The following is a 16,357-nucleotide window of genomic DNA, read 5'->3' on the forward strand; positions in this document are numbered from 1 at the left end:
AAAAAAATGAAATATTACCTTGTTATTCCGGCTCACAACGAAGAAGAATTCATTTCGTTGACCTTAGCGTCTTTAATCTCTCAAACCCTTTTACCCAAGAAAGTAGTTATTGTCAATGATAATTCTACAGACAGAACTGCCGAAATTGTTCAGGCTTTCGCCAAAGAGCATCCGTATATTTCATTGGTTGAAAAAAAATCGAGTGCGATTCATTTACCGGGTAGCAAAGTAATTCAGGCTTTTCAAACCGGTTTTGAAACTTTGGATGAGGATTATGATGTAATCGTAAAACTAGACGCCGACTTAATTTTCCCGCTCAATTATTTCGAAACCATTACCAAACATTTTCAATCGGATGAAAAAATTGGAATGGTAGGCGGTTTTTGCTACATCGAAAAAAATGGCGAATGGGTTTTAGAAAATCTAACTGACAAAGATCATATTCGTGGGGCTCTAAAAGCCTATCGCAAGGAAACTTTCAAACAAATTGGAGGCTTGCGTCCTCAAATGGGTTGGGACACCGTTGACGAATTACTTTGTAAATTCTACAATTGGAAAGTCGTTACAGATGAATCTTTAAAAGTAAAACACCTAAAACCTACAGGAGCAAATTATAACAAAACCGCCCGTTACAAACAAGGAGAAGCATTTTACACGCTGGGTTATGGTTTTTGGATCACAGCAATTGCTTCGGCTAAACTCGCTATGATGAAAAAGAAACCTTTGTTATTTTTTGATTACATCCAAGGTTTTCTAAAAGCAAAATCAGAAAAAAAACCGTTGTTAGTCAATGAAGAGCAGGCTCAATTCATTCGCCGATATCGTTTAAAAAAGATGAAAGAAAAAATTATTTCGTTAATTAGACATTTCGAAAAAGCGTATCGTTATCATTCATAACTCACAACTTATAACTATTTTTGACCATATTCGAAAATTATGATGCTCATTAGATACTTATCACATATAGGGAGATACTTCCTGATGCTCAAAGAGATTTTTAGCAAACAGACCAAATGGTCTATGATGCGTAACCTAATCTTTAAAGAAATCGACGATTTAATTATTGGTTCTCTTGGAATTGTTGCTTTTATCTCTTTCTTCGTGGGTGGGGTTGTATCCATTCAAACGGCTTTAAACTTAACGAATCCTCTTATCCCAAAATACTTAATTGGATTTGCCACACGTCAATCGGTAATTTTGGAATTTGCTCCAACATTTATTTCGGTGATTATGGCTGGAAAAATGGGATCTTTTATTACCTCCAGCATAGGAACCATGCGTGTTACCGAACAAATTGATGCTTTAGAAGTGATGGGTGTTAACTCCTTAAATTATTTGGTTTTCCCTAAAATTATTGCTTTGCTTTTATATCCTTTCGTTATTGGGATCAGTATGTTTTTAGGCATTTTAGGAGGATGGATTGCTGGTGTTTATGGAGGTTTTACAACCAGTACCGATTTCGTTTCCGGAGCTCAAATGCAATTTATTCCGTTTCATATTACTTATGCCTTTATCAAAACATTCATTTTTGCGATGCTTTTGGCTACAATTCCTTCCTTTCACGGTTACTACATGAAAGGTGGAGCTTTAGAAGTAGGTAAAGCCAGCACAACATCCTTTGTTTGGACCTCAGTTTCCATCATTCTTTTCAATTACATATTAACACAGTTATTATTAGGATCATGATAGAAGTTAAAGACGTTGAAAAATCATTTGGAGACAGCAAAATCTTAAAAGGAATCACTACGACTTTTGAAACAGGTAAAACCAATTTAATTATTGGTCAAAGTGGTTCCGGAAAAACAGTTTTATTAAAAAGCTTACTTGGAATTCACCATCCCGAAGTTGGAACAATTTCGTTTGATGGCCGAATCTATTCTTCTCTTGAACCAGAAGAAAAAGGGATTTGCGTACCGAAATCGGAATGGTATTTCAAGGAAGTGCTTTATTTGACTCTATGACAGTAGCCGAAAATGTAGCTTTCCCTCTAAAAATGTTCTCCAATAAAAACAAATCGGAAATAAACGATCGTGTTGATTTTGTTTTAAAAAGAGTAAATCTTATTGATGCACACCATAAATTGCCTTCAGAAATTTCAGGAGGAATGCAAAAACGTGTTGCGATTGCCCGCGCGATTGTAAACAATCCAAAATACTTATTTTGTGACGAACCCAACTCAGGTCTGGACCCAAATACCTCAATTTTGATTGATAACCTCATCAAAGAAATCACCGAAGAATACAACATTACCACTGTAATCAATACGCACGACATGAACTCGGTGATGGAAATAGGTGAAAAAATCCTATTCCTGAAAAATGGTCTAAAAGCTTGGGAAGGTAATAAAGAGGAAATATTTAAAACCGATAATGAAGCTGTAGTTGCTTTTGTCTATTCTTCTAATTTGTTTAAAAAAGTCAGAGAAGCATACTTAAAAGGATATTAGAAAATACAAATACCTTTTTAACAACCACAAATTACACAAATTAGCACAAATTAATTAGTGGAAATCAGTGTAATTTGTGGTTGAAATATATTTTTAATCCCTAATCAACTCCACCTCAGCATTTGGATTAAAAAGGTACAAACGACCGGAACTGATTTCTAAGCATTCAAAACGTTTGGTACGAACGGCAATTTTCTTAAATATCTTACCATTTTTAATTCGAAAAACACTTCCATAAGGAATTTCGAAAATATAATTTTTATCATTTGCTTTATCATACTGCTTCAAAGCGAGTGACAAAGTTGTATCGGTATCGCTACTGGCAGATGGATTTCTAAAATGTCTCGCCAGTAATGGCAACAAATGATTCGGAAAAATTTCCGGTCGGATATAGGGAACCATCAATTGTTGAAAGACATATTTCCATTCGTTTCCATGTGGCTTGATATTACGACCAAATTTTTCAAAAGCTACTAAATGGGCGATTTCGTGAATCAGCGTGATTAAAAAACGGTATTTGTTCAAACTCCCATTTACTGTAATTTCGTGTTTACCGTTCATAGCCTTGCGATAATCACCATGACGAGTTGCACGTTCATTAACGATTTTTAGATGCACCCTGTTCTCTACAATCAACTCAAAAGCGGGTTTGACTGCATGCTCAGGAAGATATTTTGCTAAAGTATCGCTCAATTTTAGTTATGGGTTATCTGTTGTGAGTTATGAGTTAATTAATTTAGGATTAATCGGGTTTTGAGTTCTTTTATCAATGCTATCTTATCTTAATCATGTCTTTCCTCAGAACTGACAACTCAGAACTCATAACTTTTTCAAGGATTAGTCGTTGAAACCTGCAACAGTTTCCCATTAAAATATTTATTACCATTTAATGTAAAATCAAAAATATAGGTTGCCATCCCTTCAGCTGAAATGGGCGCCTGATAACCTGGGAAAGCTTCTTGTAACATTTCTGTTTGTACCGCTCCAAGGGCTAGCACATTAAAAGAAATTCCTCTTTCTTTATATTCTTCCGCTAGTAATTCTGAAAGTGTAATGACTGCTCCTTTACTGGAACTATAAGCCGCCAGTCCGGCAAATTTCAAACTTCCCTGCACGCCACCCATTGAACTGATAGTAACCACATGGCTTCCTTTTTGAAGATAAGGAATACAAATTCGGGTCAAATTAGCTACTCCGAAAACATTTACTTTATACACATTCTCAAAATCTGCCTGTGTTAAGTTTTCGAAAGGTTTGCAAATTAAGCTTCCTGCATTATGAATAACTGCATCAACATTCTTCCAAGTAGTTGCAAGAAAATGTTCTACCTTTTCTAAATCCGATTCTTTAGCTAAATCAACTGATAAACAACTGATATTTTCATTATCAATTAATTCCTGAGGTGTTTTTCTCGAAATAGCCAAAACCTGATGTCCAGCTTTAGCAAACATAAGTGCTAATTCAAACCCAATTCCTCTACTAGTCCCTGTAATAATTATATTCTTCATGTCACAAAAATAAACAAAAGCTTTAAATTGTCATTAGGACATTGAAACATTGACAAATAAACTATTGATTCGAAGCTAAAGTTCTAGAAATTACTATTTTTTGTATTTCGGATGTCCCTTCATAAATCTGGGTAATTTTTGCATCGCGCATCATACGCTCCACATGATATTCGGAAACATAGCCATTTCCACCATGAATCTGTACGGCTTCAATAGTAACATCCATAGCGGTTTGAGAAGCAAACAACTTAGCCATCGCCCCTGATTGAGTAATATCCATTCCGGCATCTTTTTCTGAAGCCGCCTTCAAGCACAACATTTTTGCAGCCATAATTTGTGTAGCCATATCGGCTAATTTGAAAGCAATTGCCTGATGTTGAAAAATTTCTTTACCAAAGGATTGACGCACATGTGCATATTGCAAAGCCAACTCATAAGCTCCAGTAGCAATACCCAAAGCTTGAGAAGCAATACCAATTCGTCCGCCATTTAGCACATTCATCGCAAAATTAAATCCAAAACCATTTTCCCCTATTCTATTTTCTTTGGGCACTTTAACATCATTAAACAGCAAAGAATGTGTATCAGAACCACGAATTCCCATTTTTTTCTCTTTGGGACCAACCTCAAATCCTTCCCAGCCTTTTTCGACAATAAAAGCATTTATCCCTTTATGTCCTTTTTCAGGATTGGTTTGCGCCATAACAATATAAGTCGAAGCCGAAGAACCATTGGTAATCCAATTTTTAGTTCCATTTAGCAAATAATAATCTCCTTTATCAATAGCGGTTGTTTTTTGCGAGGTAGCATCTGAACCCGCATTGGGTTCTGATAAGCAAAAGGCACCCAATACATCTCCTTTTGCCAATGGAACTAAATACTTTTGTTTTTGTTCTTCGTTGCAATATTTTTCTAATCCAGCACACACCAATGAATTATTGACCGACATAATCACAGCTGCCGAAGCATCTACTTTAGCGATTTCGGTCATTGCCAACACATAAGCTACATTATCCAAACCTGAACCGCCGTACTTGGGATCGACTACCATTCCCAAAAAACCCAATTCGGCCATTTTTTTGACTTGTTCTGTTGGAAATTTCGAAAATTCATCTCGCTCTATCACTCCCGGTAATAATTCAGTCTGGGCAAAATCTCTGGCAGCCTGCTGAATCATTTTTTGTTCTTCGGTCAAATTGAAATCCATAATAATGCTTTTTAATTCATTAGTTGTAATAAAAAACGAACAATCAATTGATAATTCAGAAATTATTTTACCATTTAAGAATCTATCTTCGTTTATTGATTTTGTGTTTTCTAAATTTACTTACTTTTATTCAAAAAATACTATCTAAGCATTTACTATTTTAAACGTATTCTATTCTTTATTCATGAAAAAAGATTTCTACGACGTAATTGGTGTAATGTCAGGCACTTCACTTGATGGTGTTGACTTGGCTCATATCCAATTTGAGATAAAAAACGAACAATGGAGTTTTGAAATTTTGGAAAGTGAAACAGTAGCTTATAGCGAAGACTGGGTTAACCAATTGAAATTGGCAGTAGATTTTTCAAAAGAACAACTCGAAACATTGAATAAAGAGTACACCCAATTACTTGCTGAAATCATTTCTAATTTTATTAATAAATACCAACTTAGCAATCTGGATGCGGTATGTTCTCATGGCCATACTATTTTGCATCAGCCACAAAATGGTTTCACACTTCAAATAGGGAATCTTCCCGAAATTGCAACTTTGACCCAACAAAAAGTAATTTGCGATTTCAGGGTTGAAGATGTTCAATTAGGCGGACAAGGCGCTCCATTAGTTCCTATTGGCGACAAAATTCTGTTTGCCAATTTCGATTATTGCATGAATTTAGGCGGATTTTCTAATGTTTCATTCGAAGAAAACAATCAAAGAATTGCCTTTGATATTTCGCCAGTAAACACTGTTTTGAATTTCTATGCAGACCAATTAGGACTAAATTATGATGACAAAGGCAAAATTTCAAGTACAGGAAAAATCCACACAGAATTACTCAACAAGCTCAACAATCTGAACTTTTATCAGGAACAACATCCTAAATCCTTAGGTATTGAATTTGTTAAAGAAACAATCTTGCCGCTGATGGAAAGCTATAAAATCTCTATTGAAAATAAACTAAGGACTTTTACCGAACATATTGCCATACAAACGGCTCTTGCTTTACCCAAAAAACAAGGTCGCTTATTCATTACTGGCGGAGGTGCTTACAATGATTTTTTAATTTTTTGCATTCAAAAACAACTGCCAAAATTGACCATTGTCATACCTGAAAAGAAAATCCTAGAATTCAAAGAAGCTTTGATTTTTGCTTTGCTAGGTGTTCTAAAATTAAGAAACGAAACTAACGTTTTGAGTTCAGTTACAGGCGCAGAAAAAGATCATAGTTCTGGATTTATATATCAATGATAAAGAAATTTGGCCTGATATTTGTTTCGAAAATTATCCAATAGAATCGCAATTTTTATAATATCTTAGCGTTTCAATAAACAAAGAAAAATTATATGAGTATATTGTTACAAGCAGATACCTTATCTGTTGCTGGCGAAAACTTAGCCGAAGCCGTTCCAGTTGAAAAAAAATTATCTATCATTGAACTCCTAACTAGTGGAGGATTAGCAGGTCAGGTTATCATGGCGGCTTTATTTATAATGCTTTTTGTTGCCTTATATCTTTATTTTGAACGTTTGATGGCTATCAACGCAGCCTCAAAAGTTGACACTAATTTTATGAGCCTTGTAAAAGACAATATTAAAAATGGTCGTATCGATAATGCTAAAATGGCTTGTGCTCATTCACAATCTCCAGTTGCTCGATTAATTGAAAAAGGAATTTCTAGAATAGGCAAACCTTTGAACGACATCAATACTGCAATTGAGAATGCCGGAAAATTAGAAATAAACAAATTAGAAAAAAATGTTAGTATGCTCGCTACTATTTCCGGTGCCGGACCTATGACTGGTTTCCTAGGAACGGTTGTAGGAATGATTCAGGCATTCCATAAAATGGCTACTGGGGGTGGTCAAATAGAAGTAGGTGCGCTTTCAGAAGGAATTTACACAGCCATGACTACTACTGTGGTTGGTTTGGTTATTGGTATTATCGCTTATGTGGGTTACAACCACTTAGTTGTTAAAACGGATAAAATTGTTCACCAAATGGAAGCTAATGCAGTTGACTTTTTAGACTTATTAAATGATCCAGCTTAATTATGAATATAAGAGGAAGAAATAAAGTTAGCGCCGAATTTAACATGTCATCCATGACAGATATCGTCTTTCTGTTATTGATATTTTTCATGCTAACTTCTACTATGGTAACTACAAATGCATTGGATTTAGTATTACCTAAAGCAAAAGGCAAAACGGACAGTAATAAAAATATTTCGGTTAGCATCAACAAAAAATTAGAATATTTCATTGATAAAGAAGCTGTTCCAGAAGCCAAATTAGAATCAAAATTATTAGCAATGATGGCTACTGATCAAAACAAAGCCATTATTTTAAGAGCAGAAGAAGGTGTACCTATTGAAAAAGCAGTTGGCGTCTTAGACATTGCTAACAGAAACCAAATCAAAGTCGTTTTGGCCGTAAGACCTAAATAATTAGCTCTGAATTTCAAAAAACAGTGTTACTCTACATGAAATATTTAGAAACAAAAGAAGAACAAAATTCCTTTATTATCACAACTATCATTTTTGTGATACTGTTTTTCTTGTTCTTAAATCTGGGGCTTACTTCTTTAGATCCTCCTCCGGAAAACGGTATTGCCATTAATTTTGGAACAACTGAATTTGGCAGTGGAAATATTCAGCCTACTGAACCTGTACAATCAGCTCCGAAACCTACAGCAGCTAAACAAGCTACTGCTAGCAATGACGATGTTTTATCTCAGGATATCGAGGAAGCAGTTGTAATGAAACAGGCTAAAAAAATTCAGCCAACCAAAGAAGTAGCAAGAGAAGAAGTTAAACAAAAACCGAAAGAAAATCCAAAACCTTCTAAAAGCACTACTGATGCTTTATCGAGTTTGATAAATGGACCAAAATCAAACGGAACAGCTAATGGCGGCGAAGGACCGGATGACAAACCAGGCGACAAAGGAAGCTTAAATGGCAATCCTTATGCCAATACCTATTACGGTTCTGGCGGTGGTAGCGGAAACGGAAGCGGCTGGGGATTAAATGGACGCAAAATCAGCTCGCGTGGAAAAGAAGTACAAAAATGCAATGAATCAGGAACTGTAGTCGTTCAGATTACTGTTAATCGTAACGGAAATGTAATTGCAGCCAAATATACCAAAGGAACAACCAATACTGATCCTTGTTTAATAGAACCTGCTTTGGCTACAGCCAGAAAATACAAATGGCAACCAGATCCTAATGCTCCTGAAACGCAAATTGGCTTCATCACTGTAAACTTCAAATTAGGAGAATAATATTGCTACAATTTTACAATTAAATGAATTATCAAGAAACTACAGCCTGGATGTTCAATCAACTTCCAATGTATCAACAACAAGGCGCTTCGGCTTATAAAAAAGATTTAACCAATACTTTAGCGTTAATAAAACACCTTGATAATCCACATCAAAATTTAAAATTCATACATGTTGCTGGCACCAATGGCAAAGGTTCTACATCACATATGCTGGCTTCAATTCTTCAAGAAGCGGGTTACAAAGTAGGACTTTATACTTCTCCTCATCTAAAAGATTACAGAGAAAGAATTAAAATCAACGGAGAAGAAATTAGCGAAGCATTTGTATGCGAATTCATCAATTCCAATAAAGATTTTTTTGAAGCCAATGACATCAGTTTTTTCGAAATGAGTGTAGGCTTAGCCTTTGCTTATTTTGCTAAAGAAAATATAGATATAGCCTTAATCGAAGTCGGTATGGGCGGAAGACTAGATGCTACAAACATTATCACTCCTTTAGTTTCGGTAATAACGAATATTGCATTAGACCACGTACAGTTTCTTGGAAACACCTTAGAATCGGTCGCTTTTGAAAAAGCAGGAATTATAAAACCTAACATTCCTGTAGTTATTGGCGAATATATCCCTGAGACACAAGCTGTTTTTTTAGCTAAAGCCAAAGAAAACAATGCTGAAATCTACTTCGCCTCCGATTTGATTAGCGAAAATCTTCCTTCTGATTTAATTGGTGATTATCAAATACACAATAAAAAAACAGTTTTACAAACCATCAAAATTTTAAACACACAGACTGATTTTTCTATTCACCAAAATAATATTGAAGCAGGTTTATTAAATGTGGTAAAAAACACAGGACTTTTGGGAAGATGGCAACAATTGGGTGAATCTCCAAAAATTATTTGTGACACCGCACATAACAAAAACGGACTGGAAATTGTATTGAACCAAATCAAAAACGAAAAATTCGAACAATTACATATTGTTTTAGGAGTTGTCAACGACAAAGATTTGGATGAAGTCTTGCCTTTATTCCCCCAAAATGCCATTTATTATTTTTGTAAACCCAATATACCACGAGGACTCGAAGCATTAACATTAAAAGAAAAAGCTGCACAATTCGGTTTAAAAGGAGCAATATCACACTCTGTTCCAGAAGCTTACAAAAAAGCAAAAGAATCAGCTAATTCCAATGATTTCATATATGTGGGAGGAAGTACATTTGTAGTTGCAGAAATTTTATAAAAAAGCTTTCAGATTCAAAAAACATCTGTATATTTGCACCCGTATTGAAAATAAGATTTCAGCACAAGATAAAAGGGCGATTAGCTCAGCTGGTTCAGAGCACCTCGTTTACACCGAGGGGGTCGGGGGTTCGAACCCCTCATCGCCCACCACTTTTATCAAAACATCCTGATAAGAAAACACACCTATCGGGCGATTAGCTCAGCTGGTTCAGAGCACCTCGTTTACACCGAGGGGGTCGGGGGTTCGAACCCCTCATCGCCCACAAGTATTACTACAATTAGTTTCAAAACCCTTTAAATCGTATGATTTAAAGGGTTTTTTCTTTTGCCTAATAATCAAATTATACATTAATGCGTGAACTGGATATGCAAACAAAAACGGCACATTAAGTTAAGCTACATTTTTGTAATTAATTTGATTGTTAAATTCTTCAATAGTTGCATAATTCAAAGTGGAATGTCTCCTTTTTCTGTAATACCAAATTTCAATATATTCAAAGATTTCCAGTTTCATCTGTTCTTTAGAAATCAGTTTGTTCCCCTAAATTAATTCCGTTTTCAAAGATTTGCAGAAGCTTTCCGCCACAGCATTATCCCAGCAATTTCCTTTACGACTCATACTGCGGGTTATTTTTTTATAGGAATCAAGAACATTTACAAACTTTTTACTGGCATATTGAACACCTCTGTCAGAATGAAAAATCAAACCTTGATCAATATCTCGGTTTTTAACCGCCATTTTCCAAGCTCCAAGCGTAGTTTCTTCTGTACTCATTCCGTCACTCAAACTCCAACCGATAATTTTTCTGTCGTATAAATCCATAATAGTGGTCAGGTATACATAACCCTCTTTAGTTTGGATATATGTAATATCCGAAACCCAAACTTTTGAAGGCATTTTTACAATAAACTCTCTGTTTAATACATTTTCGACAACTAAATAATTATGATTTGAGTTGGTTGTAACTTTGAACTTCTTGCTTAATTTGCTTCGTAAGCCAAGTTCTTTCATATATTTTGCAACTGTAATTCGTGAAACTTTATAACCTAAATACTGCAGTTCCAATGTTATTCTAGGACTTCCATATCTTTGTTTGGCTCCAAAATAAATCAATGTTATCTGTTCTTTTATGGCAATTTTTAGTTGTTGTCTTGCTGTGACTGCTTGTTTTTTCCATCGGTAACAACTTCCGCTGCTCACTTTTAGAACTTTGCACATTTTTTCGATCGGGAATAGTTGTTCATTGCTTTTTATGAAACTATAAATCATCGACCGCTCTTGGAAAAAATGCCGATTGCTTTTTTTAATATATCACGTTCTAACTCGGCATCTTTGAGTCTTTTCTCTAGTTCGTGAATTTTTTCTTGCTCGGGAGTGAGTTTTAAATTTCCTTTCCCAGGAAAACTTCCTTCTCCAAATTCCTCGAACTCTTTACGCCATTTATACAACTGTGGTGCTGTGATTCCCAACTCTCTGGCGAGTTCTGATACATTTGTTCTCTCATAACTCAATTGAACGGCTTTTTCTTTAAAAGCTTTGTCATAAATTTTGAGGACTTGTTTCATAGGTTAAAATTAAGATTATTTCTTAACTTTATGTGATGGCTAAGTTAGCACGTCCAGATAATACATATATTTACATTTCGAGTTTACTAAAAACACGGACTAATTACTTTTCTTTATTACAGCTCGTCTTCAATTTTTTAAAGAATAATGCTACTTAATTGATTTTAAATTTATACTGGTAATGACAAAATTATTTCCATCAAAACAGCTAAACATTTTAATCACGATTATACTATTAACTTATACTTCTTTATCAGCTCAAGAAAACAAGTTAAATTCATTAATCCATATCATTGAGAATTCATCAAAGTATGATAAAGAAAAAAAGCTGAAATTGACAGCATTCGAACAATTTTAAAAAAAACTAAAAAAAGTGACCTATTATCACTTTATCATCTGAATACCGAAATGTTCTATCGCTTTAAAGTTTTTAAACGTGATTCGGCATTTTATTATGGAATTCAGGCTAAAGATTTGGCATACCAATTAAATAATAAATCCTTTATAGCTAATGCCAATATGAATCTGGCGGATATTTGTGTGTCATCAGGAATGTATAAAGAAGCATTGGATTTTCTGGAACCTTCTAAAATAGATGAAAAAAATTCTAACTACAATACTCTTTATTATGGTGTATTAGGACGTTGTTACGGCGATATGGCGGAATACAGTAATACTCCTTACTTTAATAAGCAATATTTAAATTTAGCACATATATATAGGGAAAAAGCACTTTCATTAACAGAAGACGGTTATTTTTTTCATTATTTCTTAAAAGCATTTAATAAATCTAAAGATGGTAAATTACAAGAATCTCTTTCAGATTTTAATGTTCTTCTAAAAAAGAATAATCAACCTCATGATCAAGCTTTAGTTCATTATATGCTTGGTGAATTATACCAACAACTAGGAGAAAACGACAAAGCAATTGCACATTTTACAGAAGCTGTAATTTCAGATATTAAAACCGCTACAAAAGAATCATTGGCAATTATTAAACTTTCTGAACTTTTATTTAAAAAAGGAGATTTGAATAAAGCCTCAATTCTAATCAAAAAAGCAAATGAGGACGCATCCTTTTACGGTGCCCAACAACGAAAAATACAGGTTGGAGCAATTTTACCTCTTGTAGAACAGGAAATTCTTAAAATTGTAGAGAAAGAAAAACAACGAATTTATTGGCAATACATTATTGTAAGTTCCTTTTTAGTTTTGGCAATCTGTTTTGTTTTGATTATTTACTATCAATTTAGAAAATTAAAAAAAGCTAAGAAAATTATAGCCGATGCCCATAAAAATCTGAAACGGATTAACAAACAATTAATAAATGTAAATGAAAAAATAAAATTACAAAACATAGAGATAAAACAGGTTAACAAACAGTTATCCGAAGCCAATAAAATTAAAGAAGAATATTTAGGTCTTTTCTTTACTCAATATGATATGGTGTATGAAAAATTTAATTCTTTCATGACCACTATTAAAAATCACATTGAAGAAGAAAATTACGACAAAGTAAAACGTACCGTTTCAGGGTATAATTTAAAAAGAGAAAAAGAAAAACTTTTAGAGAATTTTGATACTGCTTTCATCAATCTTTTTCCCAATTTCATCAATGAGTTTAATTTTTTGATGAAAGAAGAGTACAAAATCAAATTAGAAAAGGAACAATTTCTTACGAAAGAATTACGAATCTATGCATTAATTCGTTTAGGAATTACACAAAATGAAATTATTGCTCAAATTTTAGGCTATTCTGTCAATTCCATTTATGCGTTTAAAACAAAAATCCGCAATAATTCTATTGTAAAAAAGGATGATTTTGATCAAAAACTACTCAAAAACACCACTTTAAAGCTATAAAAAACTACTTTTTTCTATATGATTTTTAAAGGTACAAAACCTGTAATTGCTTTGTTTTTCAACTAAATACATTTAATTAAGACGTAAAAACAACTACTTTTTTCTATACACTATTTTTCATTCAGTAATGTCAGCAGCTTATTTATGCAAATTTGTAATGAAAGTGTTTTTTATCGACACAATCAAAAACTAAATAACTAACTAAAATTAATGCATTATGAAAATTACTTCATTAAATAGGGCAAAACCAGTTCTATTTTTCTTGATTTTTCTCATCACACCATTCTTGTTGGTGGCTCAAAATGGAAAAATTAAAATTTCGGGTAAAGTTTTGGACGAAGCTAACCAACCATTACCAGGAGCAACAGTTGTACTAAAAAATTCAAATCAAAGTGTTATTACTGATTTTGATGGAAAATTTGATTTTTTAGTATCTACACAAAACGCTGTGTTTAATGTTTCTTTTCTAGGATACAAGACTAAAGAAGTCAGCGCTAATGGAAAAACGACCTTAGATATAAAGTTAGAACCAGAATCCGAATCTTTAAATACTGTTGTAGTAATTGGGTATGGTGAGGTGAAATCGAAAGACTTAACAGGTTCCATATCTACTGTAAAATTAGGAGATTTAAGTAAACAACCTGTAGCCAATGTTGGAGATGCTATTCAAGGGCGTGCTGCAGGAGTTCAGGTAATTACTAGTGGGCAACCAGGAAGTAATCCAACATTTCGAATCAGAGGTACAGGAACAATAGGTAATAATGATCCATTGATTGTTGTTGACGGAATGCCTTTAACAGGAGGTCTCAATCAAGTAAATATGAATGATGTTGAGAGTATGCAAATTCTTAAAGATGCTTCGTCAACAGCCATTTATGGAGCTAGAGGAGCCAATGGAGTTGTAATTATAACCACTAAAAGAGGAAGTGTTAGCAAATCGTCTCTGACTTTTGATTTTTCTACAGCAGTTTCGGAGGCAACAAATATGTTAGATGTTCTGAATGCTTCCCAATTTGCAAGTCTTCATAATGACATTTTGAATAATGCGGGTTTAAGTCCAAATCCAGATTTTCAAAACCCTGAATCTTTAGGTAAAGGAACTGATTGGGTTAATGCTTATTTTAATAGAGGTTTTCAAAATAATTATACGATGGCTTATTCCAGCGGTAATGAAAAATCTAAGGTATATACTTCGTTTAATATTTTTGATCAAAAAGGGATTGTTTTAAATACGGATTATAAAAGATATATTTTACAATTTAACAGTGACACTAAAATATCGGATAATTTGAAATTTGGAAACAGCTTAAAATTAAATCACGATATAAAGACGCAGGGAGATGTAAATATTCAAAATGCTTTATTATCATTACCTACGCAACCTATATATAGAGAAAATGGTAATTTCTCAGGACCAATAGGTCAGCCAATCTACTCTGGAGATCAGGACAATCCTATAGGGAAAGCAACGATAGTTGACAATTCAACTAAAGGATATAATATTCAGGGAAATCTATTTGGAGAACTTACTGTTTTAAAAGATTTCAAATTCAAAACTGTTTTAGGTGCTGAAGCCAATTTTTGGAAAACCAGAACCTGGTTCCTTCTTATGCCTGGGACACTAAAGTGGCTCCAAATGCTTATTTAAGTGAAAGTTCTAATCAGGCAATTACATTGCTCTGGGACAACACCTTGACTTTTCAGAAGAAATTTGACAACGGAATTAATTTAACAGCTGTTGTGGGAACGAGTGCTCAAGAGAATAAATTTGAATACATCAGTGGTTCTATTCAGAATTTTGCAAGTGAAAATACTCAAACATTAAACAATGGTATTGATCAGGCTACATTGCATGGAAGTGGTTCAGAATGGGCAATATTTTCCACATTTGCCAGAGGTAATTTCGATTATAAAAACAAATATTATTTAACGGCTACAGTACGAAGAGATGGTTCTTCTAGATTTGGACAAGGCAATAAGTATGGAACATTTCCATCCGGATCATTGGCCTGGAGAGTTTCAAATGAGAGTTTTTTCAAGTCTAAAGTGGTAAATGATTTAAAAGTAAGATTAGGTTACGGAATTACCGGAAATCAGGAGATTGGAAATTATTCTTTTTCATCAAATTACAATACTTATCTATATAATTTCAACGGTTCATTTGTCAGCGCTGCTATTCCAACTGTTTTACCTAATTCTAATGTAAAATGGGAAGCGCAGGAACAATATAATGTTGGTCTAGATGCTTCACTTTTTGATGACAGAATAAATGTGACATTGGATGCTTACATCAAAAATACTAATGATATGTTAGTTCCTCAATCGGTGCCGGTTACTTCAGGATATTCTGATATCTATGTTCCTTACATCAATGCAGGGAAAATCCAAAATAAAGGAATTGAGTTAGTAATCAATACTAAAAACATCAAGAAGGAGAAATTTTCATGGACAACTGACCTTGTTTTTTCAATGAATAGAAATAAAGTAGTTGACTTAAATGGCGATGCTCCTTTAGTAACGGGAGGGCTGGGATTAAATCTTAATGCATCAAGAATTCAAGAAGGTTATCCAATAAATGTTTTTTACGGTTTTGTTCAAGATGGAATTTTTCAAACTCAGACAGAAATTGATAATCACGCTGTTCAAGTACAGGGATCTTCATCAAGTAACAGTACTTCTCCAGGGGATATCAGATTTAAAGATTTAAACAATGATGGATTGATTACAGATGCTGACAGAACTTTTATAGGAAATCCAAATCCTAACTTTTCAGCGTCTTTAAACAATACTCTTAGCTATGGGAATCTAAGTTTGAGTGTTTATTTGCAAGGTGTAAATGGCAATGATATTTTCAATGCTAATAGACTTTATACAGAATCCATGTCTATTACAACAAATCAATCTGCTGCAGTCTTAAACAGATGGACAGCTCCGGGAACAAGTAATACAATTCCCAGAGCCGTATATGGAGATCCAAACAATAATAACAGAGGCTCTTCCCGATACATAGAAGATGGTTCTTATATCAGAATTAAGAATGTGACCTTGTCTTACAATATTCCAGTTACTCTTTTAAGTAAAAAGGTTTTCGACTACGCTAAAATTTATGTGTCAGGACAAAACTTGTTCACATTCACAAGATATACCGGTTTTGATCCGGAGGTTTCAAGTAACGGAATAGATAATAATGTATATCCGTTAACCAGAACACTTTCTCTTGGTTTAAATGTTGGATTTTAAAAAA

Annotated in this window: 13 protein-coding genes, 2 tRNA genes and 2 pseudogenes; 13 read left to right on the forward strand and 4 right to left on the reverse strand. The window is 33.9% G+C overall.

From position 1 onward, the window contains the following. The first annotated feature begins 6 nt into the window (after positions 1 to 6). The 3 genes and pseudogenes from P5P90_RS06845 (at position 7) to P5P90_RS06855 (ending at position 2,446) form a co-directional block, all read left to right on the forward strand. The gene (locus P5P90_RS06845) at positions 7 to 897 is read left to right on the forward strand and encodes a glycosyltransferase family 2 protein (RefSeq protein ID WP_278036404.1); all 891 of its coding nucleotides are present in this window, start codon (positions 7 to 9) and stop codon (positions 895 to 897) included. Positions 898 to 936: 39 nt separating this feature from the next. Continuing rightward, positions 937 to 1,686 (forward strand): MlaE family ABC transporter permease, encoded by a 750-nt coding sequence (locus P5P90_RS06850; protein WP_278036405.1) that lies wholly within the window; start codon positions 937 to 939, stop codon positions 1,684 to 1,686. Further along, positions 1,683 to 2,446, forward strand: a pseudogene (locus P5P90_RS06855) (ABC transporter ATP-binding protein). The gene P5P90_RS06850 and the pseudogene P5P90_RS06855 overlap by 4 nt, the downstream one beginning before the upstream one ends. A gap of 93 nt (positions 2,447 to 2,539) precedes the next feature. On the opposite strand, the gene P5P90_RS06860 reads toward P5P90_RS06855, so the two are convergent. From P5P90_RS06860 to P5P90_RS06870, 3 genes are all read right to left on the reverse strand, one after another. Continuing rightward, positions 2,540 to 3,139: a SprT-like domain-containing protein gene (locus tag P5P90_RS06860; RefSeq protein WP_278036406.1), complete on the reverse strand. Its 600-nt coding sequence runs from the start codon at positions 3,137 to 3,139 to the stop codon at positions 2,540 to 2,542. Positions 3,140 to 3,276: 137 nt separating this feature from the next. Continuing rightward, the gene (locus P5P90_RS06865; protein WP_278036407.1) at positions 3,277 to 3,954 is read right to left on the reverse strand and encodes an SDR family NAD(P)-dependent oxidoreductase; all 678 of its coding nucleotides are present in this window, start codon (positions 3,952 to 3,954) and stop codon (positions 3,277 to 3,279) included. A 61-nt stretch (positions 3,955 to 4,015) separates the two neighbouring features. After that, a complete protein-coding gene (locus P5P90_RS06870; RefSeq protein ID WP_278036408.1) occupies positions 4,016 to 5,161 on the reverse strand; it encodes an acyl-CoA dehydrogenase in 1,146 nt (381 codons plus the stop codon). Positions 5,162 to 5,345: 184 nt separating this feature from the next. Between P5P90_RS06870 and P5P90_RS06875 the strand changes: the two genes are divergently transcribed. From P5P90_RS06875 to P5P90_RS06905, 7 genes are all read left to right on the forward strand, one after another. Then, positions 5,346 to 6,410 (forward strand): anhydro-N-acetylmuramic acid kinase, encoded by a 1,065-nt coding sequence (locus P5P90_RS06875; RefSeq protein ID WP_278036409.1) that lies wholly within the window; start codon positions 5,346 to 5,348, stop codon positions 6,408 to 6,410. A 95-nt stretch (positions 6,411 to 6,505) separates the two neighbouring features. Continuing rightward, a complete protein-coding gene (locus tag P5P90_RS06880; RefSeq protein ID WP_278036410.1) occupies positions 6,506 to 7,210 on the forward strand; it encodes a MotA/TolQ/ExbB proton channel family protein in 705 nt (234 codons plus the stop codon). 2 nt (positions 7,211 to 7,212) lie between these two features. Then, complete coding sequence (locus tag P5P90_RS06885; RefSeq protein WP_278036411.1) at positions 7,213 to 7,605, forward strand: ExbD/TolR family protein; 393 nt, start codon at positions 7,213 to 7,215, stop codon at positions 7,603 to 7,605. Between the two features lie 35 nt (positions 7,606 to 7,640). Continuing rightward, the gene (locus tag P5P90_RS06890; RefSeq protein ID WP_278036412.1) at positions 7,641 to 8,438 is read left to right on the forward strand and encodes an energy transducer TonB family protein; all 798 of its coding nucleotides are present in this window, start codon (positions 7,641 to 7,643) and stop codon (positions 8,436 to 8,438) included. 23 nt (positions 8,439 to 8,461) lie between these two features. Next, positions 8,462 to 9,682: a bifunctional folylpolyglutamate synthase/dihydrofolate synthase gene (locus P5P90_RS06895; protein WP_278036413.1), complete on the forward strand. Its 1,221-nt coding sequence runs from the start codon at positions 8,462 to 8,464 to the stop codon at positions 9,680 to 9,682. Between the two features lie 74 nt (positions 9,683 to 9,756). Continuing rightward, positions 9,757 to 9,834, forward strand: a tRNA-Val gene (locus P5P90_RS06900). Between the two features lie 38 nt (positions 9,835 to 9,872). Beyond that, a tRNA-Val gene (locus tag P5P90_RS06905) sits at positions 9,873 to 9,947 on the forward strand. Between the two features lie 128 nt (positions 9,948 to 10,075). On the opposite strand, the pseudogene P5P90_RS06910 reads toward P5P90_RS06905, so the two are convergent. Continuing rightward, positions 10,076 to 11,250: pseudogene (locus tag P5P90_RS06910) on the reverse strand (IS3 family transposase). A gap of 408 nt (positions 11,251 to 11,658) precedes the next feature. On the opposite strand from P5P90_RS06910, the gene P5P90_RS06915 reads away from it, so the two are divergent. The 3 genes from P5P90_RS06915 (at position 11,659) to P5P90_RS06925 (ending at position 16,353) form a co-directional block, all read left to right on the forward strand. Beyond that, positions 11,659 to 13,113: a DUF6377 domain-containing protein gene (locus P5P90_RS06915; protein ID WP_278036414.1), complete on the forward strand. Its 1,455-nt coding sequence runs from the start codon at positions 11,659 to 11,661 to the stop codon at positions 13,111 to 13,113. Positions 13,114 to 13,330: 217 nt separating this feature from the next. Next, on the forward strand, positions 13,331 to 14,761 hold the full coding sequence (locus tag P5P90_RS06920; RefSeq protein WP_278036415.1) for a SusC/RagA family TonB-linked outer membrane protein: 1,431 nt from the start codon (positions 13,331 to 13,333) through the stop codon (positions 14,759 to 14,761). Further along, on the forward strand, positions 14,695 to 16,353 hold the full coding sequence (locus P5P90_RS06925) for a SusC/RagA family TonB-linked outer membrane protein (RefSeq protein WP_278036416.1): 1,659 nt from the start codon (positions 14,695 to 14,697) through the stop codon (positions 16,351 to 16,353). The genes P5P90_RS06920 and P5P90_RS06925 overlap by 67 nt, the downstream gene beginning before the upstream one ends. The last annotated feature ends 4 nt before the right edge of the window (positions 16,354 to 16,357 follow it).

Origin of the sequence: Flavobacterium nitratireducens (assembly GCF_029625335.1) — a bacterium.
In the GTDB taxonomy this organism is placed as follows: domain Bacteria; phylum Bacteroidota; class Bacteroidia; order Flavobacteriales; family Flavobacteriaceae; genus Flavobacterium; species Flavobacterium nitratireducens.

What these genes read in the sequence shown, in the direction of transcription:
- P5P90_RS06850 (WP_278036405.1), top strand. Translation starts at nt 937, where the DNA reads ATGATGCTCATTAGATACTTATCACATATAGGGAGATACTTCCTGATG.
- P5P90_RS06845 (WP_278036404.1), top strand. Translation starts at nt 7, where the DNA reads ATGAAATATTACCTTGTTATTCCGGCTCACAACGAAGAAGAATTCATT.
- P5P90_RS06885 (WP_278036411.1), top strand. Translation starts at nt 7,213, where the DNA reads ATGAATATAAGAGGAAGAAATAAAGTTAGCGCCGAATTTAACATGTCA.
- P5P90_RS06915 (WP_278036414.1), top strand. Translation starts at nt 11,659, where the DNA reads ATGTTCTATCGCTTTAAAGTTTTTAAACGTGATTCGGCATTTTATTAT.
- P5P90_RS06870 (WP_278036408.1), bottom strand. Translation starts at nt 5,161, where the DNA reads ATGGATTTCAATTTGACCGAAGAACAAAAAATGATTCAGCAGGCTGCC.
- P5P90_RS06865 (WP_278036407.1), bottom strand. Translation starts at nt 3,954, where the DNA reads ATGAAGAATATAATTATTACAGGGACTAGTAGAGGAATTGGGTTTGAA.
- P5P90_RS06920 (WP_278036415.1), top strand. Translation starts at nt 13,331, where the DNA reads ATGAAAATTACTTCATTAAATAGGGCAAAACCAGTTCTATTTTTCTTG.
- P5P90_RS06890 (WP_278036412.1), top strand. Translation starts at nt 7,641, where the DNA reads ATGAAATATTTAGAAACAAAAGAAGAACAAAATTCCTTTATTATCACA.
- P5P90_RS06880 (WP_278036410.1), top strand. Translation starts at nt 6,506, where the DNA reads ATGAGTATATTGTTACAAGCAGATACCTTATCTGTTGCTGGCGAAAAC.
- P5P90_RS06875 (WP_278036409.1), top strand. Translation starts at nt 5,346, where the DNA reads ATGAAAAAAGATTTCTACGACGTAATTGGTGTAATGTCAGGCACTTCA.
- P5P90_RS06895 (WP_278036413.1), top strand. Translation starts at nt 8,462, where the DNA reads ATGAATTATCAAGAAACTACAGCCTGGATGTTCAATCAACTTCCAATG.